The sequence below is a fragment of the Lentzea alba genome, from assembly GCF_011067745.1.
In the GTDB taxonomy this organism is placed as follows: domain Bacteria; phylum Actinomycetota; class Actinomycetes; order Mycobacteriales; family Pseudonocardiaceae; genus Lentzea; species Lentzea alba.
Map to the genome: position 1 here is coordinate 125,397 of NZ_JAAMPJ010000013.1, position 25,919 is coordinate 151,315.

Annotated in this window: 22 protein-coding genes and 2 pseudogenes; 16 read left to right on the forward strand and 8 right to left on the reverse strand. The window is 68.8% G+C overall.

What is annotated here, in order from left to right; translation table 11 throughout:
* Positions 1-174: 174 nt before the first annotated feature.
* Positions 175-1,305 (forward strand): HNH endonuclease signature motif containing protein, encoded by a 1,131-nt coding sequence (locus G7043_RS37165; RefSeq protein WP_166053371.1) that lies wholly within the window; start codon positions 175-177, stop codon positions 1,303-1,305.
* Between the two features lies 1 nt (position 1,306).
* Here the strand turns inward: G7043_RS37165 and G7043_RS37170 are convergent, their stop codons facing one another.
* The 5 genes and pseudogenes from G7043_RS37170 to G7043_RS37190 form a co-directional block, all read right to left on the reverse strand.
* Entirely contained in the window at positions 1,307-2,161 is an 855-nt protein-coding gene (locus tag G7043_RS37170) for an SDR family NAD(P)-dependent oxidoreductase (protein WP_313888258.1), read from the reverse strand.
* Entirely contained in the window at positions 2,158-2,730 is a 573-nt protein-coding gene (locus G7043_RS37175) for a TetR/AcrR family transcriptional regulator (protein WP_166053373.1), read from the reverse strand. The genes G7043_RS37170 and G7043_RS37175 overlap by 4 nt, the downstream gene beginning before the upstream one ends.
* A gap of 47 nt (positions 2,731-2,777) precedes the next feature.
* Positions 2,778-2,975, reverse strand: a pseudogene (locus G7043_RS47805) (response regulator transcription factor); the annotation flags it as partial.
* Between the two features lie 251 nt (positions 2,976-3,226).
* The gene (locus tag G7043_RS37185) at positions 3,227-3,838 is read right to left on the reverse strand and encodes a TetR/AcrR family transcriptional regulator (protein ID WP_166053374.1); all 612 of its coding nucleotides are present in this window, start codon (positions 3,836-3,838) and stop codon (positions 3,227-3,229) included.
* A 5-nt stretch (positions 3,839-3,843) separates the two neighbouring features.
* The gene (locus G7043_RS37190) at positions 3,844-5,091 is read right to left on the reverse strand and encodes an MFS transporter (RefSeq protein ID WP_166053375.1); all 1,248 of its coding nucleotides are present in this window, start codon (positions 5,089-5,091) and stop codon (positions 3,844-3,846) included.
* A gap of 62 nt (positions 5,092-5,153) precedes the next feature.
* Between G7043_RS37190 and G7043_RS37195 the strand changes: the two genes are divergently transcribed.
* Positions 5,154-5,933, forward strand: a complete 780-nt coding sequence (locus G7043_RS37195) for an SDR family oxidoreductase (RefSeq protein WP_166053376.1) — start codon at positions 5,154-5,156, stop codon at positions 5,931-5,933.
* Here G7043_RS37195 and G7043_RS37200 read toward each other — a convergent pair.
* Together G7043_RS37200 and G7043_RS37205 are read right to left on the reverse strand one after the other, a co-directional pair.
* A complete protein-coding gene (locus G7043_RS37200; RefSeq protein WP_166053377.1) occupies positions 5,923-7,071 on the reverse strand; it encodes an NAD(P)/FAD-dependent oxidoreductase in 1,149 nt (382 codons plus the stop codon). The genes G7043_RS37195 and G7043_RS37200 overlap by 11 nt on opposite strands.
* The gene (locus G7043_RS37205; RefSeq protein WP_166053378.1) at positions 7,068-7,385 is read right to left on the reverse strand and encodes a bifunctional 3-phenylpropionate/cinnamic acid dioxygenase ferredoxin subunit; all 318 of its coding nucleotides are present in this window, start codon (positions 7,383-7,385) and stop codon (positions 7,068-7,070) included. Before G7043_RS37205 ends, G7043_RS37200 begins: the two co-directional genes overlap by 4 nt.
* 132 nt (positions 7,386-7,517) lie before the next feature.
* On the opposite strand from G7043_RS37205, the gene G7043_RS37210 reads away from it, so the two are divergent.
* The 9 genes and pseudogenes from G7043_RS37210 (at position 7,518) to G7043_RS37250 (ending at position 19,398) form a co-directional block, all read left to right on the forward strand.
* On the forward strand, positions 7,518-8,297 hold the full coding sequence (locus G7043_RS37210) for an IclR family transcriptional regulator (protein WP_207312233.1): 780 nt from the start codon (positions 7,518-7,520) through the stop codon (positions 8,295-8,297).
* Positions 8,298-8,509: 212 nt separating this feature from the next.
* Positions 8,510-9,787 carry a serine hydroxymethyltransferase gene (gene glyA, locus G7043_RS37215; RefSeq protein WP_278185974.1) on the forward strand — a complete coding sequence of 426 codons (1,278 nt, stop codon included), beginning with the start codon at positions 8,510-8,512 and terminating at the stop codon, positions 9,785-9,787.
* Positions 9,788-9,801: 14 nt separating this feature from the next.
* The gene (locus G7043_RS37220) at positions 9,802-10,887 is read left to right on the forward strand and encodes an S-(hydroxymethyl)mycothiol dehydrogenase (protein WP_166053379.1); all 1,086 of its coding nucleotides are present in this window, start codon (positions 9,802-9,804) and stop codon (positions 10,885-10,887) included.
* Positions 10,884-11,489 carry an MBL fold metallo-hydrolase gene (locus G7043_RS37225; RefSeq protein WP_166053380.1) on the forward strand — a complete coding sequence of 202 codons (606 nt, stop codon included), beginning with the start codon at positions 10,884-10,886 and terminating at the stop codon, positions 11,487-11,489. Before G7043_RS37220 ends, G7043_RS37225 begins: the two co-directional genes overlap by 4 nt.
* A gap of 35 nt (positions 11,490-11,524) precedes the next feature.
* Positions 11,525-13,975, forward strand: a complete 2,451-nt coding sequence (locus tag G7043_RS37230) for a GcvT family protein (protein ID WP_166053381.1) — start codon at positions 11,525-11,527, stop codon at positions 13,973-13,975.
* Entirely contained in the window at positions 13,972-14,265 is a 294-nt protein-coding gene (locus G7043_RS37235) for a hypothetical protein (protein ID WP_166053382.1), read from the forward strand. The genes G7043_RS37230 and G7043_RS37235 overlap by 4 nt, the downstream gene beginning before the upstream one ends.
* 25 nt (positions 14,266-14,290) lie before the next feature.
* A complete protein-coding gene (locus tag G7043_RS37240; RefSeq protein ID WP_166053383.1) occupies positions 14,291-15,421 on the forward strand; it encodes an aromatic ring-hydroxylating oxygenase subunit alpha in 1,131 nt (376 codons plus the stop codon).
* 5 nt (positions 15,422-15,426) lie between these two features.
* Positions 15,427-17,133, forward strand: coding sequence for a BCCT family transporter (locus G7043_RS37245; protein ID WP_166053384.1), 1,707 nt, complete (start codon positions 15,427-15,429; stop codon positions 17,131-17,133).
* Positions 17,133-19,398 (forward strand): annotated as a pseudogene (locus G7043_RS37250) (FdhF/YdeP family oxidoreductase). Before G7043_RS37245 ends, G7043_RS37250 begins: the two are co-directional and overlap by 1 nt.
* A 5-nt stretch (positions 19,399-19,403) precedes the next feature.
* On the opposite strand, the gene G7043_RS37255 reads toward G7043_RS37250, so the two are convergent.
* Complete coding sequence (locus G7043_RS37255) at positions 19,404-20,063, reverse strand: GntR family transcriptional regulator (protein WP_166053385.1); 660 nt, start codon at positions 20,061-20,063, stop codon at positions 19,404-19,406.
* A gap of 68 nt (positions 20,064-20,131) precedes the next feature.
* Between G7043_RS37255 and G7043_RS37260 the strand changes: the two genes are divergently transcribed.
* The 5 genes from G7043_RS37260 to purU are packed head-to-tail and all read left to right on the forward strand — an operon-like array spanning position 20,132 to position 25,892.
* Positions 20,132-21,361 carry a sarcosine oxidase subunit beta family protein gene (locus G7043_RS37260; RefSeq protein WP_166053386.1) on the forward strand — a complete coding sequence of 410 codons (1,230 nt, stop codon included), beginning with the start codon at positions 20,132-20,134 and terminating at the stop codon, positions 21,359-21,361.
* Between the two features lie 11 nt (positions 21,362-21,372).
* The gene (locus G7043_RS37265; RefSeq protein WP_086661971.1) at positions 21,373-21,654 is read left to right on the forward strand and encodes a sarcosine oxidase subunit delta; all 282 of its coding nucleotides are present in this window, start codon (positions 21,373-21,375) and stop codon (positions 21,652-21,654) included.
* Complete coding sequence (locus tag G7043_RS37270; protein WP_166053387.1) at positions 21,651-24,467, forward strand: 2Fe-2S iron-sulfur cluster-binding protein; 2,817 nt, start codon at positions 21,651-21,653, stop codon at positions 24,465-24,467. Before G7043_RS37265 ends, G7043_RS37270 begins: the two co-directional genes overlap by 4 nt.
* Positions 24,457-25,044, forward strand: coding sequence for a sarcosine oxidase subunit gamma (locus G7043_RS37275; RefSeq protein ID WP_166053388.1), 588 nt, complete (start codon positions 24,457-24,459; stop codon positions 25,042-25,044). Before G7043_RS37270 ends, G7043_RS37275 begins: the two co-directional genes overlap by 11 nt.
* Positions 25,044-25,892: a formyltetrahydrofolate deformylase gene (gene purU, locus G7043_RS37280; protein ID WP_166053389.1), complete on the forward strand. Its 849-nt coding sequence runs from the start codon at positions 25,044-25,046 to the stop codon at positions 25,890-25,892. The genes G7043_RS37275 and purU overlap by 1 nt, the downstream gene beginning before the upstream one ends.
* The last annotated feature ends 27 nt before the right edge of the window (positions 25,893-25,919 follow it).

Consider the following 25,919-nt stretch of genomic DNA (forward strand, 5'->3'; position numbering starts at 1 on the left):
CGTGGTCCATTTGCGTTTTACGCGTGCGGGTGCGTAGGTGGTTGCTAGTGGTTGCGTGTCGTAGAGAGAGAAAAGACGTACGAGCTATACGGCGGCATGTCTGAGCTGCGGGTTCACCTTATCAGGTGGCTGGTTTTGGTCATTTTTGTTTTTGATCAAGAATAGAATTGGGGTATGGAAGCGGTCGAGGTTCTCGATGCTCTGGCTTATCACGAGAGAGAAATTGCCTATCATCAGGCGCAGTCGTTGCGTGTGCTCGCCGACTACGCGATTGCGTGTGAAGGGGAGGAGTTCTTCGACGCCGAGATCGCGGCCGCCATGCGGTGGACGTCGCGGTGGACCACCGACCAGATCGCTTTGGCTCTCGACCTCGCCTCCAAGCTGCCGAACACGTTGGACGCCTTGGAGAAGGGCGAGATCGATCTGTACAAGGCCCGGGTCCTGCATGACAAGACGCTGCCGCTGTCGGCCGATCTCGCGGCCGAGGTGGAGGAGCGGGTGCTGGGCAGGGCGTCGGAGCAGACCGGTGCGCAGATGCGGCAGTTCACCAACCGGGTGGTGATGCGGGTGGATCCCGAGGGGCACAAGGAGCGGGCGGAGGAGCAGAAGAAGCAGCGGTGTACCGGGATTGACGCCCTGGAAGAAGACATGGCGCGGTTCTGGGCTTATCTGCCCGCGCACCTCGCGACCGCGTGCTATGCCCGTGTCGATGCCATTGCCCGTCAGAGCAAGACGCCGACCGATCCGCGGACCCTCGACCAGGTGCGTGCCGACGTCGTCGCCGACCTGATCCTGGCCACGCCGGACAAGACGAGTGCGGTCAAGGTGGAGCTGTACGTCGCGGTGTCCGCGGCCACGTTGATGGGGTTGTCCGAGCAGCCCGGCGAGCTGGCCGGGTATGGGCCGATCACCGCTGACCTGGCCCGTGAACTGGCTGGCGACTCCACCTGGCGCCGTCTGCTCACCGATCCGGTGACGGGTGAGGCGCTGGAGTTCGGCACCAGCACGTATCGTCCGCCCGCCGCGCTGCGCCGGTTCGTCTGGACCCGCGACCGCACGTGCAGGTTCCCCGGCTGCACCCGCCAGGCCCACCACGCCGACCTCGACCACACGGTCCCGTTCCCGCTGGGTACCACCTCGGCGGGCAACCTCGGTGCGTTCTGCCGCAGGCATCACCGGGTAAAGCACCGCACCGCCTGGGAAGTCACCCAGCCGTCACCTGGACGGTTCTGCTTCCGCAGCCCGGCCGGAAAGACCTACCGCCGCGAACCGGAACCAGTGCTCGGCGACCCGCCGCCCTTCTGAGCTACACGTCCAGGTCGAGACCGGTCAGCTCGCAGCTCTTCTGCCACAGTGCTGCGGCGGTTTCGGGGTCGGTCATGTGCGCGTGCGGTCGTTCGAGGTGGGGTTTGCCGCGCAGGCCGAACTGTCGTGGGCCCCAGAGTTGCCCGCCTTCCACATCGGGGTCCAGCACGGCTTTCACCGCGGGCATGGCGCCGGAGTCCTTGCCGTGCAACAGCAATCCGGCGACCCTGGTGGAAGCTGGCCGGGTGTGGACTCCGGGGCGGCTGGGGGTCAGGGAGTCCAGGGCTCCGCCGGGGTGGACGACGACGCTCATCGCGCGGCTGCCCGCGGCGCGCAGGCGGCGGTCCAGTTCGAAACCGAAGATCATCTGGGCGAGCTTGGAACGTCCGTAGGTGCGTTTCGGGTCGTAGGCGTTGATGGACTGCAGATCGTCGAGATCGAGACGTTCGGAACGCGCGGCGAAACTGCCGACAGTGATGATCCGGGCTGTTGTGAGCAGGGGAGCAAGCCAATGCGTGAGCGCGAAGTGGCCGAGGTGGTTGGTGGCGAACATCAGCTCGTGCCCGTCGACGCTTTCCTCGCGGTCAAGCGAATCCAGGGCGACTCCGGCGTTGAACACCACGGCGTCGAGCTTCTCCAGACCGTCTGCTGAGGACTTGAGTGACGACAGGTCGCCGAGGTCCAGCGGCAGGTGGCGGATGTCGGCACCGGGGACGCGGGCACGAATCGCGTCGGCCGCCGTGTCGGCCTTGGTCTGGGAACGACTGCCCAGGACGACGGTGGCGCCCGCTTCGGCTAGTTGTTCGGCGGTGAAGTAGCCGATGCCCGCGTTGCCGCCGGTCACTAGAACGTTCACAGTCCTGGCCATCCTTGCTTGAGGTGAGCGAACGCTTCGGCGAGAGCCGCGTTGCGGTCCGGTCGGGCCGAGGCGAGATCGGGGGTTTCCAGCACGTAGCGGGCCAGGACGTGCAGCGAGTCGTCGGGTTCCGCGAGTCCCGCGGCCTCGGCCAGGAGAGCGGCCAGCGTGCCCTGGCAGGCGACCCAGACCGTGCGGGCGTAAGCCCACAGTGCCGGCGTGGTCAGGACCAGGTCCATGCGGCGCTGGTATTCCTCGGGCAGGTCCTCTCGGAAAGGGGCTCTGTTCGCGAAGAACGCGTGCAGAGCGTCCAGGGCGGAGACGCCGTCGGGGCGCTCGCGGATCGCTGCGGTCAGAGAGGCTTCGCGTTCGCCGCTGTCGTCGAGGATCAGCGCTTCCTTGCCGGCCGGGAAGTGTGCGAACAGCGTCGCGATCGCGGTGTCGGCGGCTTCGGCGATCTCCTTCACCGTCACGTTGTCGTAGCCGCGTTCGAGGAAGAGGTGCAACGCCGCATCGGCCAGCGCCTTGCGGGTCGCCGCCTTCTTGCGGTCACGCCGTCCTGCTGTCATGCACCCACGATAACCAGAACGAGTTCAAAACTGAAATCGTTCTGGTTTTACTCGCCGGGCACCACGATGCCCATCTCGTAGGCGGCCACGATCGCCTGAGCGCGGTCCCGCACCCCTAGCTTTGCGAACACGCGGCTGACGTGCGTCTTCGCGGTCTGTTCGACGATCACTAGTGCGGCCGCGATCTCGCTGTTCGACATGCCGCGCGCGACCAGCCGCAAGACCTTCAGCTCCTGTGCGGTGAGTCGATCCGCACGCTCCGGCTTGACCGTTTCCGGACGTCGAACGTGGTCAGCATGAGCACCCGCACGGCGTCGGCACCGTTGCTCGGCGATGGTGCTTCAGTCGGCGCGCTGTTGGTGACCGCAAGCCGAAGTTGCGCTGAATCCGCCGAGATCTGCACGTCCACAGTGGACCCGGGAGCGTGACGCACGGCGTTGCTCAGTGCCTACCGCCGTAGCCGACAACACGTTGTGCTACCGGGGTAGCACGGCCTTCAGGTGCGCCACACGTCGGCGAGATTCCGGTCGAACATGGTCGCGATCGACACCAGTGCGGCATCGAGGTCGACGTTCGCGGGATCGACGAGAGCCTGCAGGTGGATGCCCAGGAGTGCGCCGTTGAGCGCCACGGCGGCGGTGCGTTCCTGCTCGGCCGCGATCTCGGGGTCGGCATCGGCCGGTCGCCTGAGCCGCAGCAGGACCTCGATGCCCTCGCGCCGCCGGGCGAAGAACTCCCGGTACTGGTCGTGCACGACACCCCGGTCGCCCAGCGCCTCGACCAGGATCATGAACACCAGTGCCGAGTTGCCACTGCGCAACAGTTCCGCCGTCTCGCGGAACACCTCGCTGAGCGAGGGCACCGACTCGTACCGCTCGGCCGGCCAGATACGGTCGACCGCCCGCTCGACGACGGCCATCACCAGGCCGTCCTTGTTCTTGAAGTGCCACGGAATCGAGCCGCGGCTGATGCCGGACCGCCTCGCGATGTCCACAAAGGACGTGCGGTCGAACCCGCGCTCGGCGAAGAGTTCCTCGGCGGCGTCCAGGATGCGGCGACGGCTCTCCTCGCCGATCTCGTCGATCCGGCGCGGCCCAGGGGAGTTCACGGCGATCATCGTAGATCTCCCGCACGTGCGATGTCGCGGAGCAGGTGCCGGGTGCTGGTGAGCAGGACGAGACCTGCGATCACCGACGCTGCCGGGGCCACGACGGCTACCGCGCCCTGGGCGCCCCAGAACTTCTCGGCCACGCCGGTGAGCAACGCGCCGCCTAGCCCGCCGACCAGCGCGGTCAGGACGCCGGCCAGGGCGAACGCCGTCGCGCGGAACTCCTTCGGCGTCACCGAGGCCACGACCAGGCTCAACGGGACGATGCCCGCGAACGTCAAGCCCTGGACGATCATCCCGATGACCACGTAGGTCCACACGTCCGGTGCGTACGCCTGTACCGCGAACCCGATGCCCAGCACGGAGAGCGCGCCGGCCGCGAGGTGCAGGCACCACTTCGGGCTGCGCCGGAACAGCCTGTCGCTCAACAATCCGCCGAGCGCCGCGCCCAGCAGTCCGCCGACCGCGCAGACCGACGTGATCACGCCGCGGGCCGCCGCGCCTTGGCCGAGATGGTCCTCGAGGATCAGGTTCAGGTAGATCGGCACCGTCGTCACGCACATGCCGAACACCCCGAGCGCGACCATCACCCGCACCAGCGTGCTGATCTTCCTGAGGCGCTGGAACGCACCGCGCGGGGTGGCCGTCGAGTGCGCTCGGACCGGTTCCGGCAGGCGCAGCGCGGCCAGGCCGAGCAGAAGTGCAGGCACGGCGAGGAAAGCGAACGCCCACCGCCACGGCTCGTGCTCCTCGGGGATCACCGCCGCGAACGCCGCCGCCAGCAGCGGACCGGTCACGATGCCCAGCGGCTGGCCGCCGCGGTGCAGACCGAGCACCCGTCCACGTCCGGCCGGCGGATAGGCGTCGACCAGCAGCGATGCCTGGATCGGCCCCTCGTTGGCCTTGCCGACACCGGCGACGACGCGGACCACGACAGCCTGCCAGAGGTTCTGGACGAGACCGAGCAGCCCGGCGGCCGCGGCCCAGATCAGCGTGCACACCCCGGCGATGGCGGTGCGGCGGCGCCGGTCTCCGAGCAGGCCGAGCGGTACCGCGGCAAGGGCCACCATCACCCCGGCCAGAGCGCCGACCACGCCGATCGCCGCCGTGCTGAGACCCAGCGAGTCCCGGATCTCCGGCGCGAAGACCACGAACATCACGTTGTCGACGCTGTCCAGGACCTGCAGGCCCACGAGCACGCCGAGCGTGGCACGGCCACCGGTGGACAGGACCTCGTCAAGCGTCATCGCCATGCTGAGCAGGCTACTGTGTTGGCCAGCACAGTGTCATCAGATCAACATAGAGAGGTCGTTCCATGAGGGAATCGGTCGCCTTCATCACCGGTGGTGCGAGAGGAATCGGCCTGGGCATCGCCAGGTCGCTGGCGAAGCGCGGCGTGAGGATCGCGCTGGCTGACATCGACGAGGAGGCGTTGGCTCGCAGTGCGGCGGAGCTGGCGAAGGTGACGTCAGTTGAAGCGTTTCGACTGGATGTGCGCGATCGGGAGGCGTTCGTCGAAACGGCTCGACAGACCGAACGGGCGCTGGGACCGGTCGAGTTGTTGTTCAACAACGCCGGCATCGTGCCGTACTCCACCGCGGCAGAGCTGAGCTACGACAAGTGGGATCAGGCGCTCGCGGTGAACCTGACCGGGGTGATCAACGGGATACAGACGTTCTTGCCGCGCATGATCGAGCGCGGATCGGGTTACGTCGTGAACACCGCGTCGGCCGCGGGGCTCGTGACCGACCCGAACGTGCTGTACACGACGGCCAAGTTCGCCGTGGTCGGCCTGTCCGAGTCGTTGCGGCTCAACGTGGCCAGGCACGGCATCGACGTCAGCGTGCTGTGCCCCGGACCGGTCGACACCGGCATCGTCAGGAACACCAGGGCGTCGAACGCCGGCGTGGCGCTGAGCGACGACCTCGTCCCCGCTGTCGAAGCGTTTCTCCGCAGCGGGCCCGGCATCGACGAGGTCGGCGAGATGGTGCTGGCGGGCATGGAGAAACGCTCGCCGTGGATCTTCACGGGCTACGACGTCCGGCCGCACCTGGAGAAGCGGCTGGAGGACATGCTGGCTGTTCTCAGGCGGTGACGAGCTGGCGGCGCAGGCGGCCGAACAGCTTGGCGTTGTTCATGGCGAGCACCCCGATGGCCAGGCCGGCCCGGCGAAACTCGGCGACGAACTTGCGGTCGTCCGGTGAGCCGTCGATGACGGCGATCTCGTCCGCGCCGCTGGTGTCGCCCGCGAGCTGCAGGCGGATGCCGTACTGGTCGGACCAGACGTAGCCGGACGGCCGGAAGGTCTCCAGGGTCGTGCCCGCGAGGAGGTTGCGGACGGCCACGACCGGCTGTTCCGAGGCGTTCGTCCAGTGCTCGTGCCGGACGTGGCTGCCGGACGGCGTCCGGTAACGGGCGACATCGCCCACGGCAACGACGGACGGGATGGCCGTGACGCAGCCGGTGTCGCACAGGACGCCGTTGTCCACGCCCAAGCCAGAGCCGTGCAGCCAGTCGGTGGCGGGTGCCATGCCGATCCCGGCCACCACGACGTCGGCCGGCAGGTGCGAGCCGTCCCGCAGGACGACACCGGTGACGCGGGTTCCGTTGTGCGCGAAGGATTCCACGCCGATGCCCAAGCGCAGGTCGACGCCGTGGTCCGCGTGCAGTTCGGCGCAGAGCGCACCGAGCACCGGGCCCAGCGCGCGTTCCATCGGCACCGGGGCGGCCTCGACGACCGTCACGTCGTGGCCGAGCGAACGGCAGGTGGAAGCCACCTCGGAGCCGATCCAGCCCGCGCCCACGACCACGACACGGGCACCAGGACGCAGATCTGCCTGCAGTGCAAGGGCATCGTCGATGGTGCGCAGCGTGTGGACACCGGCCAGGGCTTCGGTTCCCGGCAACGTGCGGGGGCGGCCGCCGGTGGCGATCACGACGCCGTCCGTGTGCAGAACTTCGCCGCTCGACAGGTGAATCGAGCTCGACGAGGGGTCGATCCGCTCGGCACGGACGCCGAGGTGCCACTCCGCGCCGAAGTCCTCGTCGGACAGCGAGAGGTCCTCGGCCGGCAACGTGCCCGCGAGGAACGCCTTGGAGAGCGGCGGCCGGTCGTAGGGCGCGTACACCTCTTCGCCGATCACCACGATCCGCCCGTCGAAGCCCTGCCCGCGCAGCTCCTCGACGGAACGCAGCCCGGCGAGCGAGGCGCCGACGACCGCGACCGTTCTCATGCCACGGCCTCGCGGCTGCCCGTGTCCACGTAGATCACGCCGTCCTGGACGACGACCGGGTAGGTGCGCACCGCCTTCTTGGCCGGCAGGCACGTCGGCATGCCGGTGCGGAGGTCGAAGAGCGCCGCGTGCAGCGGGCACTCGACGAAGCAACCCTCCAGCCAGCCCTCGGACAGCGAGGCGTCCTGGTGGCTGCAGGTGTCGTCGATCGCGTAGAACTCGCCGTCCGCGTTGAAGACGGCGATGGCCACGTCTCCAGGTACAACCACGGACTCACCCACGGGCAGGTCGTCCACGGCGCAAGCGGTGATCATCTCAAACCCTCCGTTGCGTATTACGGAACATGGTGTGCGATACGCAACAGCAGAATGACTGAGGATCACGAGGGCCGTCAAGACGGGTTTCGGTTGATCTGAGGTGTTGCGTCAGTCGTTTACAGTTGCGTCATGAGCAACAACGGGGGAGAGCGCGACCCTGCGCTCGTGCAATCGGTCGATCGGGCGGTGGCCGTTCTGGAGCTGCTGGCCCGCAACGGCGAAGCGGGGATCACCGAGATCGCCGCCGAGCTCGGTGTACACAAGTCCTCCGCGTCCAGACTCGTTTACACACTTCAGGCCCGTGATCTGGTGGAGCAGGACGGCGAACGCGGTCCCTTCCGGATCGGCATCGGCATGCTCCGGTTCGCGGGCGCCGTGACCGGTCAGCTCGACTACGTCCGGGTGGGTGGCCCGGTCTGCTCGGAGCTCGCGGACCGGCTGGGCGAGACCGTCAACATCGCCGTGCTCGACAGCGGCGTCGCCCTCAACGTGAGCCAGGCTCGGGGAAGTTCCGCGGTGGCCGCGCAGAACTGGGTCGGCCAGCGCACGCCGTTGCACGCCACGTCGAGCGGCAAGGTCCTGCTCGCCGCCGCGTCGGAGGAGGACCAGGAACGGGTGCTCGCCGGCGACCTGGAGTCCTGTGCCCCGCGCACCATCACCGATCCCGTGAAGCTCCGCTACGTGCTGCGCCGCACCGCCGAGGACGGGTTCGCCACGTGCATGGAGGAGCTGGAGGCCGGTCTGCACGCCGTCGCGGTCCCCGTCTTCGGCTCGCACGGTGACGTCGTGGCGGCGATCAGCGCCGCCGGACCGGCCTACCGGCTCTCGCAGAAGCGCATGCCCGAAATCGTCGAGGAGCTGCGGCTGGCGTCGCGCGATCTCTCCGTGCGGATGGGACACCCCGTCTGAACGATCTCCACCCGCCACGAGCCCCCGGTGAACGCCGGGGGCTCGTGTTGTTTCAGGGCTGTGACCACCTGGAACGCCGCAGTTCCGGATGCCTCCGTCCGTGCGACAGGGGCTTGACAACGCCTCCGGCGAGTCTCACTGTGATGGCCGCCGCAGTTGCATAATGCGAACAACGTTGCGTATTACGGAACTCGCTCGGAAGGGTCGGCCCGTTGTCACTCTCCGTTTCCACCCCAGTCCTGGATCAGCATCTCGACGAGCTCGACCCCGAGGTCGCCGCCGAGATCCGCGCCGAGCTCCACCGCCAGCAGTCGACGCTGGAGATGATCGCTTCCGAGAACTTCGCGCCGGTGGGAGTGCTGCAGGCGCAGGGATCGGTGCTGACCAACAAGTACGCCGAGGGCTACCCGGGACGCCGCTACTACGGCGGGTGCGAGCACGTCGACGTCATCGAGGCGTTGGCGACCGAGCGGGTGAAGGCCCTCTTCGGCGCCGAGCACGCGAACGTCCAGCCGCACTCCGGCGCGCAGGCCAACGCGGCGGCGATGGCGGCGGTGCTCCAGCCCGGCGACACGATCATGGGCCTCGACCTGGCGCACGGCGGCCACCTGACGCACGGCATGCGGATCAACTTCTCCGGCCGGCTCTACAACGTCGTGGCCTACCACGTGGACCGCTCGTCGGGCCGCGTCGACATGGCCGAGGTCGAACGGCTCACGCTGGAGTCCAGGCCCAAGCTGATCATCGCCGGCTGGTCCGCCTACCCGCGGCAGCTCGACTTCGCCGAGTTCCGCCGGATCGCCGACCTCGTGGACGCCAAGCTCATGGTCGACATGGCGCACTTCGCCGGTCTGGTCGCCGCAGGGCTGCACCCCAGCCCGGTGCCGTTCGCGGACCTGGTCACGACCACGACCCACAAGACGCTCGGTGGTCCCCGGGGCGGCGTGATCCTGAGTACGAAGGAGCTGGCCAAGAAGGTCGACTCCACGGTGTTCCCCGGCCAGCAGGGCGGACCGCTGCAGCACGTCATCGCGGCCAAGGCGGTCGCGTTCAAGGTCGCCGCGGGCGAGGAGTTCCGCGAACGTCAGCAGCGCGTCCTCGAAGGCGCCTCGATCCTGGCATCCAGGCTCGCGCAGCCCGACTGCGCCGAGGCGGGCGTGAAGGTGTTGTCCGGCGGCACCGACGTCCACCTCGTGCTGGTCGACCTCGTCGAGTCCTCATTGGACGGCAAGCAGGCCGAGGACCGGTTGCACCGCATCGGGATCACCGTCAACCGCAACGCCGTGCCGTTCGACCCGCGCCCGCCGATGGTCACCTCCGGCCTGCGGATCGGCACGCCCGCGCTGGCCACCCGCGGCTTCACCGCCGACGACTTCGCCGAGGTCGCCGACATCATCGCCGCCGCGCTGCAGCCGTCCTCCGACGAGGACGACCTCGCCGCGCGCGTCGCGAAGCTGGCCCAGAAGCACCCCCTCTACCCCCACCTCTGACAGGAGCAACTCAAGTGGCACATGCGGTGAACGGTGTCGTGGCGGCGGGGCGCGGAGCCAAGGTCTCGGTCGAGACCATCCTCGTGCCGGACCCCGGCCCCGGCGAGGCGCTGGTGAAGGTGCAGGCCTGCGGGGTCTGCCACACCGACCTGCACTACCGGGAGGGCGGGATCAACGACGAGTTCCCGTTCCTGCTCGGACACGAGGCGGCGGGCGTCGTCGAGGCGGTCGGCGAGGGCGTGACCGACCTGGCACCCGGTGACTTCGTGATCTTGAACTGGCGCGCGGTGTGCGGTTCGTGCCGGTCGTGCCTGCGCGGCCGCCCGCAGTACTGCTTCAACACCCACAACGCCTCCCAGCCCATGACCCTGGCCGACGGCACACCGCTGTCGCCGGCACTGGGCATCGGCGCGTTCGCGGAGAAGACCCTCGTCCACAGCGGACAGTGCACGAAGGTGAACCCGAAGGCACCCGCGGAGGTCGCAGGCCTGCTCGGCTGCGGCGTCATGGCGGGCATCGGCGCCGCGATCAACACCGGTGGCGTCACCCGCGGCGACAGCGTGGCCGTGCTCGGTTGCGGCGGTGTCGGTGACGCGGCGATCGCGGGTGCCCGGCTGGCCGGCGCGCGCACGATCATCGCCGTCGACCTCGACCCCACCAAACTGGAGTGGGCACAACGGTTCGGCGCCACGCACACCGTCAACGCCCGTGAGCAGGACGTCGTGGAGGCGATCCGCGAACTCACCGAGGGCAACGGCGCCGACGTCGTGATCGACGCGGTCGGCCGTCCCGAGACGTTCAAGCAGGCCTTCTACGCCCGTGACCACGCCGGCCTCGCCGTGCTCGTGGGCGTGCCGACCCCGGACATGCAGCTCGAACTGCCGCTCATCGACGTGTTCTCGCGCGGCGGTGCGGTGAAGTCGTCCTGGTATGGCGACTGCCTGCCCAGCCGCGACTTCCCGATGCTCATCGACCTCTACCTGCAGGGCCGGCTCGACCTCGGCGCGTTCGTCACGGAGACGATCGGGCTGGAGGACGTCGAGAAGGCGTTCGAGGACATGCACCACGGCCGCGTCCTGCGCTCGGTGGTCGTCCTGTGACCGCGCGGATCGAGCACGTCGTCACCTCCGGCACGTTCAGCCTGGACGGCGGGACCTGGGACGTCGACAACAACGTCTGGCTCGTGGGTGACGACCACGAGGTCCTGGTCATCGACCCCGCCCACGACGCGGACGCCGTTCTCGAAGCGATCGGCGGACGGGTGGTGACCGCGCTGGTCTGCACCCACGGCCACGACGACCACATCAACGCGGTCGTCGAGGTGGCGGACAAGGTCGGCGCCCACATCCTGATCCACGCCGAAGATCGTGCACTGTGGACGGTCGTGTACCCCGACCGCGAGCCGGACGTCTGGCTGACCGACGGCGTGACGGTCGAGGTCGCGGGCACCACCCTCGAAGTGCTCAGCACGCCGGGTCACACCTACGGCTCGATCTGCCTGTACGCGCCGGAACTCGGCGCGGTCTTCAGCGGAGACACGCTGTTCGAGGGGGGTCCGGGCGCGACCGGACGCTCGTACTCGGACTTCCCGACGATCGTCACCTCGATCCGCGAGCGCCTGCTGACCCTGCCCCCGGACACGATCGTCCACACCGGACACGGTCCCACCACGACGATCGGCGCCGAAGCGCCCCGGATCTGACGCCACGCCCACCACAGACGGCAGGAGAGACTTCCATGGCAACGCAACCACGCGTTGTGCTCATCGGAGCGGGCATCGTCGGGTGCGCGCTGGCCGACGAGCTGACCGCCCGCGGGTGGACCGACATCACCGTGCTCGAACAGGGACCGCTGTTCGCGACCGGCGGGTCGAGCTCGCACGCGCCGGGCCTGGTCTTCCAGACCACCGGCTGCAAGACCATGACCTCGTTCGCCAAGTACACCGTCGAGAAGTACACGGCGCTGACGATGGACGACAAGTGGTGCTTCCAGCAGCTCGGCGGGCTGGAGGTCGCCACCACCCCGGAACGCTGGACGGACATCAAGCGCCGGCACGGCTGGGCGACGTCGTGGGGCGTCGAGAGCTTCCTGCGCGACCCGGAGGAGTGCGCGCGGCTGCACCCGTTGCTCGACCCGGCGAAGATCCTCGGCGGGTTCCACATCCCGAGCGACGGTCTCGCGAAGCCGTTGCGCGCGGCCGAGGCGCAGGCGCGCCGGGCGATGGAGCGGGGCGCGAAGTTCCTGGCGCACCACAAGGTCACCGGCATCGAACGCACCGGGCGCCGGGTGAAGGCCGTCGTCACCGAGCACGACACGTTTGCCGCCGACATCGTCGTGTCCTGCGTCGGCATGTGGGGCCCGCGGATCGGGCGGATGGTCGACCTCGACATCCCGCTGGTCCCGATGGCGCACCAGTACGCGAAGACTGCCCCGCTGCCGGCGCTCAAGGGCGTCAACAGCGAGCTCAACGAGATGTCGAAGCCGTTGCTGCGCCACCAGGACGCGGACCTGTACTTCCGCGAGCACGTCGACCGCATCGGCATCGGCGCGTACGGGCACCGGCCGATGCCGATCTCGGCGGACGACATCCTCGACCACGACGTGGCACCCACCATGCCGTCCGAGGTCGCGTTCACCCCGGAGGACTTCGAGACCTCCTGGGACGCCGCCGTCGACCTGCTGCCGGTCCTCGGCGACTCGAAGGTCGAGGAGGGCGTCAACGGCCTGTTCTCCTTCACCCCGGACGGCAACCCGCTGCTCGGCGAACACCCCGGCCTGCAAGGGTTCTGGGTGGCCGAGGCGGTGTGGATCACGCACTCCGCCGGTGTCGCCAAGGCGATGGCCGAGTGGCTGGTGGACGGCCAGCCGAACATCGACCTGCACGGCTGCGACCTCAACCGGTTCGAGGACGCACAGCGCTCACCGGGCTACGTGCACCAGCGCAGCTGCCGGGCCTTCGTCGAGGTCTACGACATCCTGCACCCGTTGCAGCCCGCCGAGGAGCCCCGGCCGTTGCGCAGGAGCCCCTTCTACGAACGGCAGCAGGACCTCGGCGCGGTGTTCCTGGAGGCGTCGGGCTGGGAACGGCCGCACTGGTACGAGGCCAACGCGACCCTGCCCGAGGTCGCCGAGATCCCGGAGCGCAACGAGTGGGCGTCGCGGTTCTGGTCGCCGATCGCCGGTGCCGAGGCGCTCGTCGCCCGCAAGCGGGTCGCGATGTTCGACATGACCGCGTTGAAGCGGCTCGAGGTCAGCGGCCCGGAGGCCCTGACGTTCCTGCAGACCATGACCACCAACCAGCTCGACCGCAAGCCGGGCGCGGTGGTGTACACGTTGCTGCTGGGCGAGGACGGGGGAGTGCGCAGCGACCTGACCATCGCCCGGCTCGGCGAGGACCGGTTCCAGGTCGGCGCGAACGGACCGCTCGACCTCGACTGGCTGCGCAGACGAATGCCACCCAACGGCGGCGTGCACATCTCCGACATCACCCCGGGCACCTGCTGCATCGGCCTGTGGGGACCGCTCGCGCGCAAGCTCCTGCAACCGTTGACCCGCACGGACTTCTCGCACGAGGCCATGGGCTACTTCAAGGCCCAGGAAGCCTTCATCGGCGAGGTTCCCGTCACCGCGATGCGCCTGTCGTACGTCGGCGAGCTGGGCTGGGAGCTCTACACCACCGCCGACATGGGCGCCCGCCTGTGGGACACGCTGTGGGAGGCCGGTCAGGAACACGGCGTCATCGCCGCCGGTCGCAGCGCTTTCACCAGCATGCGACTGGAGAAGGGTTACCGCTCGTGGGGCACCGACGTCACCACCGAGCACGACCCGTTCGAGGCTGGACTGGGCTTCGCGGTCCGCATGAACAAGGGCTACTTCCACGGCCGCAAGGCGTTGGAGGGCCGGTCCGAGGACACCGTGGCGCGCAAGCTCTCGTGCCTGATCATCGAGGACGACTACCAGGTCGTGATGGGTTCGGAACCGGTGTTCGCGGGTGGAGCGGCGGTCGGCTACGTCACCAGTGCGGCGCGGGGGTACTCGATCGGCAAGAACATCGCCTACGCCTGGCTGCCCGCCGAGGTCGCGGTGGAGGGAACCCCGGTCGAGATCGAGTACTTCGGCGAACGGGTCCAGGCCGTGGTGACCGCGGAGCCGTTGTTCGACCCGAAGATGGACCGGATCAGGTCATGACCCACGACGCGATCGTCATCGGGCTCGGCAGCCTCGGCGGGGCGGCCGCACACCGGCTCGCCTCGCGGGGACTGCGCGTCCTCGGGCTGGACAGCCGGTCCCAGGCTGAGCTGCCCAGCTCGGACGAGGCATTCCGCGCGGGCGCCGACCTGCGCTTCGAGGAGACGGTGATCGACTGGCACGTCGAGCCGTCCGGAACGGGTGCCCGTGTCCTGACGCGGTCGAGCACCCACGCCGCACCGTTGCTGGTCATCTGCGCCGGCACGGACGCGCGATCTCTCCTCCTCTGACCTCTCTCTTCTTCACGGAGTGACCATGACCGCGACCGAACTCCCGTCCAGCCTGATCCCCACCCTGCCCGGCCACACCTACACCGATCCGGCGAACTTCGAGCTGGAGCAGGAGAACATCTTCGAGAAGATGTGGTTCTGCGCGGTCCGCAGCGCCGACCTGCCGGACGCGGGCAACTTCAGAACCGTCCAGATCGGCCGCGAGAGCGTGCTCGTGACCCGGTCGCGCGACGGCTCGCTGCGCGCGTTCCTCAACATCTGCCGGCACCGCGGCGCGAAGCTGTGCGTCGAGGAGACCGGCACGGTCAAGCGCAACTTCCAGTGCCCGTACCACGCCTGGACCTACGGGCTCGACGGCAAGCTGGTCGCCGCGCCCAACCTCACCTCGATGCCGGACATCGACCGCGTCGAGTACGGCCTGAAGAAGGTCCACCTGCGCGAATGGCTCGGCTACGCGTGGCTGTCGCTGGCCGACGAACCGGCGTCGTTCGAGGAAACCGTGCAGCAGGACGTGCGGGAGCGGCTCGGCAACCTCGACGCGATCGGCAACTACCAGGTCAGCGAGCTCGAACTCGGCCGGCGGATCACCTACGACGTCAAGGCCAACTGGAAGCTGATCATCGAGAACTTCATGGAGTGCTACCACTGCGCGACCATCCACCCCGAGCTGACCGAGGTCCTGCCGGAGTTCGCGGACGGGTACGCGGCGCAGTACTACGTCGGGCACGGCGCGGTGTTCGGCGAGGAGATCAAGGGCTTCACGATCGACGGCAGCGAGGGCTTCGACCGGCTCGACGGGGTGGACTCCGAGCAGGACCGCCGCTACTACGCGATCACGGTGCGGCCGCAGGTGTTCATCAACCTCGTGCCCGACCACGTGATCATCCACCGGATGTTCCCGATGGCCGCCGACCGGACGATCGTCGAGTGCGACTGGCTCTACGCCAAGGACGTCGTCGCGACCGGCAAGGACGTCTCGCGGTCCGTCGAGCTCTTCCACCGCGTCAACGAGCAGGACTTCGACGCGTGTGAACGGTGCCAGCCCGCGATGTCGTCGCGGGCCTACGCGCAAGGGGGTGTGCTGGTTCCCTCCGAACACCACATCGGGGAGTTCCACCGCTGGGTACAGGAAGCCACAGCAACGAAGAGGTGGTAGCAGCCATGCCCGAACCGAAGTTCTTACCCACCACGGAGAAGACGCACACGGACAAAGTCGTGTTCGTCGTGTCGGCCGTCGTCGCCGGAGCGTTCCTCGCCTGGGGCGTCTTCGGCACGGCAAGCCTCGGCAGTGTGTCCACGGCCGTGCTCGGCTGGGTCATCCGCAACACCGGCTGGGCGTTCCTCACGGCGGCCACCGGGTTCGTGATCTTCGCGCTGTGGCTGGCCTTCAGCCGCTACGGCCGGATCCCGCTCGGTCACGACGGCGAGCGGCCCGAGTTCCGGACGGTCTCGTGGGTCGCGATGATGTTCAGCGCGGGCATGGGCATCGGCCTGATGTTCTACGGTGTCGCGGAACCGTTGTCGCACTTCGTGAAGCCACCGCCGGGCACGGTCGAGGGCGGCACCGACGCGGCGGTCGAGACGGCGATGGCGACGTCGTTGTTCCACTGGGCGATCCACCCGTGGTCGATCTACGCCGTGGTCGGTCTCGCGATCGCGTACGGCACGTTCCGGCGCGGCCGCAAGCAGCTGATCAGCGCCGCGTTCGCGCCGCTGTTCGGTGACCGGGTGTCCGAAGGACCGCTCGGCCGGCTGATCGACGTCCTGGCGATCTTCGCGACGCTGTTCGGGTCGGCCGCGTCGCTCGGGCTCGGCGCGCTGCAGATCGGCAGCGGGCTGAAGGCCGGCGGGTTCGTCGCGGACAACCCCGGCGTCGGCGTGCTGATCGGCATCATCGCCGTGCTGACGGTGGCGTTCGTGGCGTCGGCGGTGTCCGGTGTGGCCAAGGGCATCCAGTGGTTGTCGAACATCAACATGGTGCTGGCGACCGTGCTCGCGGTGTTCGTGTTCGTCGTCGGCCCGACCATCCTCATCCTCAACCTGATCCCCGCGGCGATCGGTGACTACTTCCGCGAGATGGGCGAGATGATCTCCCGGTCCGGTGCGTCCGGCGGCGAGGCCATGGAGAGCTGGCTGTCGTCGTGGACGATCTTCTACTGGGCCTGGTGGATCTCGTGGACCCCGTTCGTCGGGATGTTCATCGCGCGGATCAGCCGGGGCCGGACGATCAAGCAGTTCGTCAGCGGCGTCATCCTGGTGCCGTCGGTGGTCAGCCTGATCTGGTTCACGATCATGGGCGGCACCGCGATCACGTTGCAGCGCGGTGGCACGGACCTGGCCGGCGCGGCGAACCCGGAGTCGCAGCTGTTCGGCGTGCTCGACCAGTTCCCGCTGGCGGCGGTCGCCGGGGTGGTCGTGATGATCCTCGTGGCCATCTTCTTCGTCTCCGGTGCGGACGCGGCTTCGCTGGTGATGGGCACGTTGTCGCAGCGCGGTGCGATCGAACCGCACCGACGGCTGGTGGTGTTCTGGGGCGTCGCGACCGGTGGCGTGGCCGCGGTGATGCTGCTGGTCGGCGGTGGCGGTGCGACCGCGCTGACCGGGCTGCAGAACCTCACGATCATCGCCGCCGCACCGTTCGCGCTCGTCATGGTCGTGCTGTGCGTGGCGCTGACGAAGGACCTGCGCAGTGACCCGATGGTGCTGCGCGAGAAGCATGCCGCGGTGATCGTCGAGCAGGCCGTGGACACGGGCAACGCGGAGTACGACGGCGACTTCTGCCTCCAGGTGGCGCCGACCCCGGTCAAGGCCGAGAGCAACGGCAACGGGCAGGTCGTGGCACCCGTTGTGCTGGAGGAGAAGACCTGATGGCCAGACGCGCCCCGGAGCGGGACGTTGACGAGAACGCCCTGGAGGTGGGTGAGCCCGGCCGTGCGGCGGCCGGGCTCACCGGGGTCGCCGTCTCGCTCGGCCGCAGCTGGGAACAGATGGGCGTGGTCCGCACCGCGCGGACCCTGCCCCTGGTCAACCAGCACGGCGGCTTCCGACTGCCCCGGCTGCGCGTGGCCGGACCCGCAGGGACACCGCAAGGTCGCGGAGTTCTGCGAGAACGGCGCGAAAGCCGTGGCGGAGGAAGCCACCACGCGGCGGATCGGTGCGGACTTCTTCGAGCAGCACTCGTTGTCGGAGTTGGAGGAGAAGACCGACTACTGGCTCGGCCAGCAGGGCAGGTTGACCGAGCCGATGGTCCGCCTGCCCGGCGCCGACCACTACCGTCCGATCAGCTGGGACGACGCGTTCGACCTCATCGCGTCCGAACTGCGTGCGCTGCCCAGCCCGGATGCGGCCGCCTTCTACACCTCCGGCCGCACCTCCAACGAGGCCGCGTTCCTCTACCAGCTGCTCGTGCGGTCGTTCGGCACCAACAACCTGCCGGACTGCTCGAACATGTGCCACGAGTCGTCCGGTGCCGCGTTGAAGGAAACCATCGGCATCGGCACGGGTTCCGTCTCACTGTCCGATGTGGAGCATGCCGACCTGGTGCTCGTGATCGGGCAGAACCCCGGCACGAACCACCCGCGCATGCTGGCGTCGCTGGAGACGGTGAAGAAGCGCGGCGGGAAGATCATCGCGGTCAACCCGTTGCCGGAGGCGGGCCTGCTGCGGTTCAAGAACCCGCAGAACGTCCGGGGCGTGCTCGGCCACGGCACCGCGCTCGCCGACGAGTTCGCGCAGATCCGGCTCGGCGGTGATCTCGCGCTGTTCAAGGCGATCTCCGGGTTGCTGCTGAAGGCCGACGCGGTCGACCACGACTTCGTCGACCGGTACACGCACGGGTTCGCCGAGTTCGCCGCGCAGGACGTCGACTGGGAGCTCACCGAACGCGCGACCGGGCTGGACCGCGAGCAGATCGAACGGATCGCGGACCTGATCGCCTCCGCCGAACGCGTGGTGGCGTGCTGGGCGATGGGGCTCACCCAGCACAAGCAGGCGGTGCCGACCATCCGCGAGGTGGTCAACGTGTTGCTGCTGCGCGGGATGATCGGCAAACCGGGTGCCGGCGTGTGCCCGGTCCGCGGCCACTCGAACGTCCAGGGCGACCGCACGATGGGCATCTGGGAGAAGATGCCCGAGTCGTTCCTCGCCGCGCTGGAGGAGGAGTTCGGCGTCCCGGTGCCGCGTCGCCACGGGTTTGACGTCGTTGAGGCGTTGCACGGGATGCACGACGGTAATGTGCGGGCTCTTGTGGCGGTGGGCGGCAACTTCGCTTCTGCCACACCGGACACCGAGGCGACCGAACGTGCGTTGCGCGGCCTCGCGTTGACCGTGCACGTGTCGACGAAGCTCAACCGGTCGCACGTGGTCGCGGGACGCACGGCGTTGATCCTGCCGACGCTGGGCCGCACCGAACGTGATGTGCAGGCGGCGGGGGAGCAGTTCGTCACCGTCGAGGACTCGATGTCGGTGGTGCACACCTCACGCGGCCGGCTCACCCCCGCCTCGCCGCACCTGCTGTCGGAGATCGCGATCGTCTGCAGGCTGGCCGGGCGGCTGCTCGGTGCGGGGCACGCGGTGCCGTGGGCGAGCTTCGAACGGGACTACGACCTCGTGCGCGACCGCATCGCGCGGGTGGTCCCCGGCTGCCACGACTACAACCGACGGGTGCGTGAGCCGGACGGGTTCGTGATGCCGCATCCGCCGCGCGACAGCCGTGAGTTCCGGACAAGGACCGGCAAAGCCAACTTCACCGTCAACACCGTCGAGCTGATCGAGGTGCCACCCGGCCGGTTGCTGCTGCAGACCCTGCGCAGCCACGACCAGTACAACACCACGATCTACGGTCTGTCCGACCGGTATCGCGGCATCGAGAACGCACGCCGCGTGGTTCTGGTGCACGCCGAGGACATCGCGGAAGCGGGATTCTCCGATGGCGACCTGGTGGACGTCGTGTCCGAGTTCGCCGGTGAAGAACGGTGGGCGCGCGGGTTCCGCGTCGTCGCGTTCCCGACGCCGAAAGGCTGTGCGGCGGCCTACTACCCGGAAGCGAACGCGTTGGTGCCACTGCGTTCGGTCGCCGACGGCTCGAACACCCCGGTCTCCAAGGCCGTGGTCATCCGGTTGGTGCGACCGTGACCGGCTCAGATCAGCGCGCGGATGGCGCGTTCGAACCCGATGACGTGTTGGGAGGCGAGCTCGGAGGCCTTCTTGGCGTCGCCTTCGATGATCGCGGTCAGCAGCGGGACGTGCTCGTCGACGTGACCGGCCATTCCGGACAGTCGCGGCAGGAAGACGCACCAGATGCGGGTCGCCAGGTTGTCGTAGGAGATCAGCGTGTCCTCGAGGAACGGGTTGTGCACGCACCCGTAGATCGCGCGGTGCACGCCGACGTCGGTGCGCAGGAGTGCTGTGTTGTCGCCGGGCCGGGCAGCGGTTTCCAGCTGGGACCGCAGCTCGGCCAGCGCGGCGCGGTCTTCTGCTGTGGACCGTTCGGCGGCGGCGGAAGCGGCGAGAGGCTCCAGCGTGCGGCGAACCTCGGAGATGTGGGAGAGGTCGGAGATGTTGACGTCGGTGGCGAAGGTGCCGCGGCGCGGGAAAGCGACGACGAGCCGTTCCTGCTCCAGTCGCTTCAGCGCTTCGCGGATCGGGGTGCGGCCGACGCCGAGCTCGGTGCGCAGCCTGTCCTCGTTGATGGGCTCGCCCGGCTTGATCTCCAGCATCACCAGGCGATCGCGCAGCACGGCGTACGCCTGCTCGGTGAGTGAGATGGCGGCGGGCTCGTCGTTGACCCGTGCGTTCATGTGACCTACTGTACTGCACAGACTGATATACCAGTAGTCGACCAGATGAATTCGCTGGAGGCGTCGCAATGACCAGCCCGCCCGGAGCACATCTGCCCGAGCACCCGGACTTCCTGTGGGAGAACCCGGAACCGAAGGCCTCCTACGACGTCGTGATCGTCGGCGGCGGAGGGCACGGCCTCGCCACCGCCTACTACCTGGCCAAGGTCCACGGCATCACGAACGTCGCGGTGCTGGAGAAGGGCTGGCTCGCGGGCGGCAACATGGCCCGCAACACGACGATCATCCGGTCCAACTACCTGTGGGACGAGAGCTCCGGCATCTACGAGCACTCGCTGAAGCTCTGGGAAGGCCTGGAGGAGGACCTCGGCTACCCGATCCTGTTCGACCAGCGCGGGGTGCTGAACCTGGCCCACAGCCTGCAGGACGTGCGCGACAGCGTCCGCCGCGTCAACGCGAACCGCCTCAACGGCATCGACGCGGAGTGGGTGGATCCCGCCGGGGTCAAGGAGATCTGCCCGATCGTCAACACCTCGCCGGACGTGCGCTACCCCGTGCTGGGCGCGACGTACCAGCCGCGTGCGGGCATCGCCAAGCACGACTACGTGGCTTGGGGCTACGCGCGGGCCGCACACGCGATGGGCGTCGACCTGATCCAGAACTGCGAGGTCACCGGACTGGAGACCGCTGGCGGCCGGATCACCGCCGTCGAGACCTCACGTGGTCGGATCGCCGCCGGCAAGGTCGCGTTGTGCGCCGCTGGCCACAGCTCGGTGCTCGCGAAGATGGTCGGGCTCAGGTTGCCGTTGGCCTCACACCCGTTGCAGGCCTTGGTGTCCGAGCTGCTGGAGCCCGTGCACCCGACCGTCGTGATGTCGAACGCCGTGCACGTCTACGTCTCCCAGGCGCACAAGGGAGAACTGGTGATGGGCGCGGGCATCGACAGCTACAACGGGTACGGCCAGCGAGGTTCGTTCCACATCATCGAGCAGCAGATGTCGGCGGCGCTGGAGCTCTTCCCGGTGTTCGCGCGCGCCCACCTGTTGCGGACGTGGGCGGGCATCGTGGACGTCAGCCCGGACGCGTCGCCGATCGTCGGTCTCACCCCGGTCGGCGGGCTGTACCTGAACTGCGGCTGGGGCACCGGCGGGTTCAAGGCCACGCCCGGTGTCGGCGACTGCTTCGCCCACACCATCGCCCACGACAAGCCGCACCCGTTCAACGAGCCGTTCACCCTCGAGCGCTTCACCACGGGCGCTCTCGTCGACGAGCACGGCGCCGCCGCCGTCGCGCACTAGTAGGAGCTGACATGCAACTCATCCCGTGTCCGTGGTGCGGGCCGCGCGAGGAAGCGGAGTTTCACTACGGCGGCCAGGCCCACGTCGCGTACCCCGAGGACCCGTCGGCGCTGACCGACGAGGAGTGGGCGCAGTACGTGTTCTTCCGGGACAACCCGAGCGGTCCGTTCGCCGAGCGCTGGAGCCACAGCGCCGGGTGCCGCCGCTGGTTCAACGCCGTGCGCGACACCCGTTCCCACGACCTGCTCGCCGTCTACCGCGCGGGCGAGCCGATGCCGGAGGTGGCCTCGTGACGTTCCGGACTTCCACCGGTGGCGCGATCGACCGCAACACCCTGCTGCACTTCACCTTCAACGGTCAGAAGCTGTCCGGCCACCCCGGCGACACGCTCGCGTCGGCCCTGCTCGCGAACGGCGTGCACGAGATCGGCAGCAGCGTGAAGCTCGGCCGGCCTCGCGGCGTCGTCGCGGCGGGATCCGAGGACCCGACGTCGCTGGTGCAGATCGAGGCGCCCTTCTCCGAACCGATGCTGCTCGCCACGACGGTGGAGTTGTACGACGGTCTGGAAGCGCGCGGACTGGCGGGACAGGGGCGGCTGGCGGCACTGCCGGACCCGGCTCGGTATGACGCCAAGCACGAACACTGCGACGTGCTGGTGGTCGGTGCCGGCCCGGCTGGTCTGGTGGCCGCGCTGACCGCTGCTCGCAGTGGCGCGCGGGTTGTCCTGGTGGACGAACAGAACCAGGCCGGCGGCGCCTTGCTGGGCGTGGAGGAGTACCTCGACGACCGGCCGTCCGCGGAGTGGGTCGCCGACATCGTCGCGGAACTCAAGAGCACGCCCGGTGTGCTGGTGCTGGAGCGCACCACGGCGTTCGGCATGTACCAGGACGGGTTCGTGCTGGCGTTGCAGAAGCGGACCGACCACCTCGGCTTCGCGGCCCCTGCCACGGTTGCGCGGCAACGGGTCTGGCGGATCAGGACCAAGCAGACCGTGCTCGCCACGGGCGCCCACGAACGTCCGGTCGTCTTCGCCGACAACGACCGCCCCGGCATCATGCTGGCGTCCTCCGCCCGCACGTTCCTGCACCGCTACGGCGTGCTGCCCGGCTCGCGGGCCGTTGTCTTCACCACCAACGACAGCGCGTACTGCGCGGCCATCGACCTCGCCGAGTCCGGTGTGGACATCGCGCTGATCGCGGACGCCCGTCCGGAGGCTCCCGCGCGGCTCGCCACCGAGTGCGCGGCGCGGGGGATCGAGGTCCGGGCTGGACAGCTGGTCACCGGAACGGAGGGAACAAGCCGGGTCACTGTGGTGCACGTCGGTGGCGAGAAGATCGAGTGCGACACGCTGCTGGTGTCAGGCGGCTGGAACCCGGTGGTGAGCCTGTTCAGCCAGGCTCGCGGAAAGCTGCGCTACGACGCGGAACTCGGTGCTTTCGTGCCGGGCGAGGAACTCTCCACCGTCCGGGTCGCGGGCTCCGCGACCGGTGAACTGGACCTGAACGCGTGTACTCGGCAGGGCCGGGACGCCGGTGCCGCGGCTGCGGGTGCAGCAGGGTTCGCGTCGGGTGGTCAGGTTCCGCTGCCCGTGTCGGACTCGCGGTGCACGGCGCGGTCCGGTCTGGTGCTGTGGCGGGTGCCGGGCGACGAGGACGCGAGTTTCGTCGACCTGCAACGCGATGCGACCGTGAGCGACGTGCTGCGGGCGACCGGCGCGGGGCTGCGTTCGCTGGAGCACATCAAGCGGTACACGACCATCGGCACGGCCCACGACCAGGGCAAGACGTCCGGCATGATCGCGGCGGGCATCGTCGCCGAGGCGCTGGGCGTCGAACTGGAGGACCAGCGGCCCACCACGTTCCGCCCGCCGTACACCTCGGTGTCGTTCGCGGCGCTGGCCGGACGGGACCGCGGCGAGCTGCACGACCCGGTCCGCGTCACGGCGATCCACCCGTGGCACGTCGCACACGGGGCGTTGTTCGAAAACGTCGGTCAGTGGAAGCGGCCCTGGTACTACCCACAGCCCGGCGAGGACCTGCACACGGCCGTGCTGCGGGAGTGCCGTGCCACGCGCGAGAGCGTCGGCATGATGGACGGCTCGACGCTGGGCAAGATCGACGTGCAGGGCCGCGACGCCGGCAAGTTCCTGGACATGCTCTACACGAACATGATGAGCAACCTGAAGGTCGGCAAGATCCGCTACGGCGTCATGTGCGGTGTCGACGGGATGGTGATCGACGACGGCACGGTGATCCGTGTCGGCGAGCAGCGCTACCTCGTCACCACGACCACCGGCAACGCCGCCAAGATCCTCGACTGGATGGAGGAGTGGCTGCAGACGGAGTGGCCGCACCTCGACGTGCACTGCGCCTCGGTCACCGAGCACTGGGTCACGATCCCGTTGGTGGGCCCCAAGTCCCGGGCCGTGCTCGGCGAGGTGGCGCCCGATCTCGACGTCAGCAACGAGGCGTTCGAGTTCATGACGTGGCACGACACTGTCGTCGCCGGAGTCCCCGCGCGGGTGTGCCGGATCAGCTTCTCCGGCGAACTGGCCTACGAGATCAACGTGACCGCCTGGCACGGCCTCGCCGTCTGGGAAGCGCTGATGGCGGCGGGGGAGAAGTACGGGATCACGCCGTACGGCACCGAAACCATGCACGTGCTGCGCGCCGAGAAGGGCTACCCGATCATCGGTCAGGAGACCGACGCGACGGTGACGCCGCAGGATCTCGGGATGTCATGGGCGGTGTCGAAGAAGAAGCCCGACTTCATCGGCAAGCGTTCGTTCGCCCGCGCGGAGAACAACCGCACCGACCGCAAGCAACTCGTCGGCCTGCTGCCGGTGGACCCCGAGGTGCTGCTGCCGGAGGGTTCCCAGATCGTCGAGACCGACCGGCTGCCCGAACCACCGGTGCGGATGCTCGGCCACGTCACGTCCAGCTACCCCAGCGCGGCGCTCGGCCGCACGTTCGCCCTGGCGTTGGTGCGGTCGGGTCACGAACGCATCGGCGAGACCCTGTACGTGCCCGTCGAGGACACGCTCGTACCGGTCACCGTCACCGAATCCGTGCTCTACGACAAGGAAGGAGCCCGTCGTGACGGCTGACCTGACCAGCCCGCTGGCCGGCTGGACCGATCGGCTGGCGGCGCTCGCGCCCGCGTTGACGGTGTCCGAGGTGCCGTTCCGGTCCCAGCTCACCGTGCGCGTGTCGGACCCCGGCGCCGTCGCGGCGATGGGGTCGGCCCTCGGCGTCGTGTTCCCGTCCGTGCCGTGCACTTTCACCGCAGGCGAAGGAGAGTTCGGCGCGGTCGAGGTGCTGTGGCTCGGACCGGACGAGTTCCTGGTCGTGGCGGCGCCCGGCCTGCAGGTCCCGATCGAGGAGGTGTTGCGTGGCGCGCTCGGTGACTTCAGAGGGTCCGTTGTGGACACTTCGGCTCAGCGCACGACGCTGGCCCTGGAAGGGCCGCACGTCCGGGACGTGCTCGCTCACGGATGTTCCGTGGACCTGCACCCGGCTGCGGCTCCCGTCGGCGTTTGCGTGCAGACGTTGCTCGCCCGGACCGGGATCGTCCTGCTGGTGACCGGCGAGGACCGCGTCATGCTGCTGGTGCGGTCCTCGTTCGCCGAGTACCTCGCGGCCTGGCTGAGCGACGCGTGCGCCGAGTACCGGGCGGTGGCGTGATGCGGAACTTCACCCTGACCCTCGACTGCCCGGAGCGTGCGGGCATCGTCCACGCCGTGACGTCGTTCCTGGTCGACCACGGCTGCGACATCGTGGAACACCAGCAGTTCGACGACGACGCCCGCGGCAGGTTGTTCCTGCGCACCGCGTTCTCCTGTGCCTCCGACGACGTCGGCGTGGACGACCTCGTCCGCGAGTTCGACCCGGTGGCACGGGAGTTCTCGATGAAGTACGGCCTGTGGGACGAGCGCCGCACACGCATCCTCGTCATGGTGTCGAAGGCCGGGCACTGCCTGAACGACCTGCTCTTCCGCTGGCGGGCGGGCAGTCTCGGCGGCGACATCGTCGCGGTGGTGTCCAACCACGAGGACCTGCGCCCGATGGCGGAAGCGGCCGGGCTCGACTTCGTGCACGTGCCGAACACCGCCGACAACAAGCCCGCCGCCGAGCAACGGTTGTTGGATCTCGTCGAGGAGTACCAGGCCGACCTGGTCGTGCTGGCCCGTTACATGCAGGTGCTGTCCAACGACCTGTGCGCCAAGCTGGCCGGCCGGGTGATCAACATCCACCACTCGTTCCTGCCAGGCTTCAAGGGCGCCAAGCCGTACCACCAGGCCTACGACCGCGGCGTGAAGTACGTGGGGGCGACGGCGCACTACGTCACCCCCGACCTCGACGAGGGCCCGATCATCGAGCAGGAGGTGCTGCGGGTCGACCACAGCTTCGACCCGCGGGCGCTCACCTCGGTGGGCCGCGATGCCGAGGCGCTGGCGTTGTCCCGCGCGGTTCGGTGGCACTGCGAGCACCGCGTGCTGCCCAACGGCAACGGCACGGTCGTGTTCCGCTGACCAGTGGCGGTTGAACTGTTCAGCTGA

What these genes read in the sequence shown, in the direction of transcription:
- G7043_RS37165 (WP_166053371.1), top strand. Translation starts at nt 175, where the DNA reads ATGGAAGCGGTCGAGGTTCTCGATGCTCTGGCTTATCACGAGAGAGAA.
- G7043_RS37175 (WP_166053373.1), bottom strand. Translation starts at nt 2,730, where the DNA reads ATGACAGCAGGACGGCGTGACCGCAAGAAGGCGGCGACCCGCAAGGCG.
- G7043_RS37190 (WP_166053375.1), bottom strand. Translation starts at nt 5,091, where the DNA reads ATGGCGATGACGCTTGACGAGGTCCTGTCCACCGGTGGCCGTGCCACG.
- G7043_RS37195 (WP_166053376.1), top strand. Translation starts at nt 5,154, where the DNA reads ATGAGGGAATCGGTCGCCTTCATCACCGGTGGTGCGAGAGGAATCGGC.
- G7043_RS37200 (WP_166053377.1), bottom strand. Translation starts at nt 7,071, where the DNA reads ATGAGAACGGTCGCGGTCGTCGGCGCCTCGCTCGCCGGGCTGCGTTCC.
- G7043_RS37205 (WP_166053378.1), bottom strand. Translation starts at nt 7,385, where the DNA reads ATGATCACCGCTTGCGCCGTGGACGACCTGCCCGTGGGTGAGTCCGTG.
- G7043_RS37210 (WP_207312233.1), top strand. Translation starts at nt 7,518, where the DNA reads ATGAGCAACAACGGGGGAGAGCGCGACCCTGCGCTCGTGCAATCGGTC.
- G7043_RS37230 (WP_166053381.1), top strand. Translation starts at nt 11,525, where the DNA reads ATGGCAACGCAACCACGCGTTGTGCTCATCGGAGCGGGCATCGTCGGG.
- G7043_RS37235 (WP_166053382.1), top strand. Translation starts at nt 13,972, where the DNA reads ATGACCCACGACGCGATCGTCATCGGGCTCGGCAGCCTCGGCGGGGCG.
- G7043_RS37240 (WP_166053383.1), top strand. Translation starts at nt 14,291, where the DNA reads ATGACCGCGACCGAACTCCCGTCCAGCCTGATCCCCACCCTGCCCGGC.
- G7043_RS37245 (WP_166053384.1), top strand. Translation starts at nt 15,427, where the DNA reads ATGCCCGAACCGAAGTTCTTACCCACCACGGAGAAGACGCACACGGAC.
- G7043_RS37255 (WP_166053385.1), bottom strand. Translation starts at nt 20,063, where the DNA reads ATGAACGCACGGGTCAACGACGAGCCCGCCGCCATCTCACTCACCGAG.
- G7043_RS37260 (WP_166053386.1), top strand. Translation starts at nt 20,132, where the DNA reads ATGACCAGCCCGCCCGGAGCACATCTGCCCGAGCACCCGGACTTCCTG.
- G7043_RS37265 (WP_086661971.1), top strand. Translation starts at nt 21,373, where the DNA reads ATGCAACTCATCCCGTGTCCGTGGTGCGGGCCGCGCGAGGAAGCGGAG.
- purU (WP_166053389.1), top strand. Translation starts at nt 25,044, where the DNA reads ATGCGGAACTTCACCCTGACCCTCGACTGCCCGGAGCGTGCGGGCATC.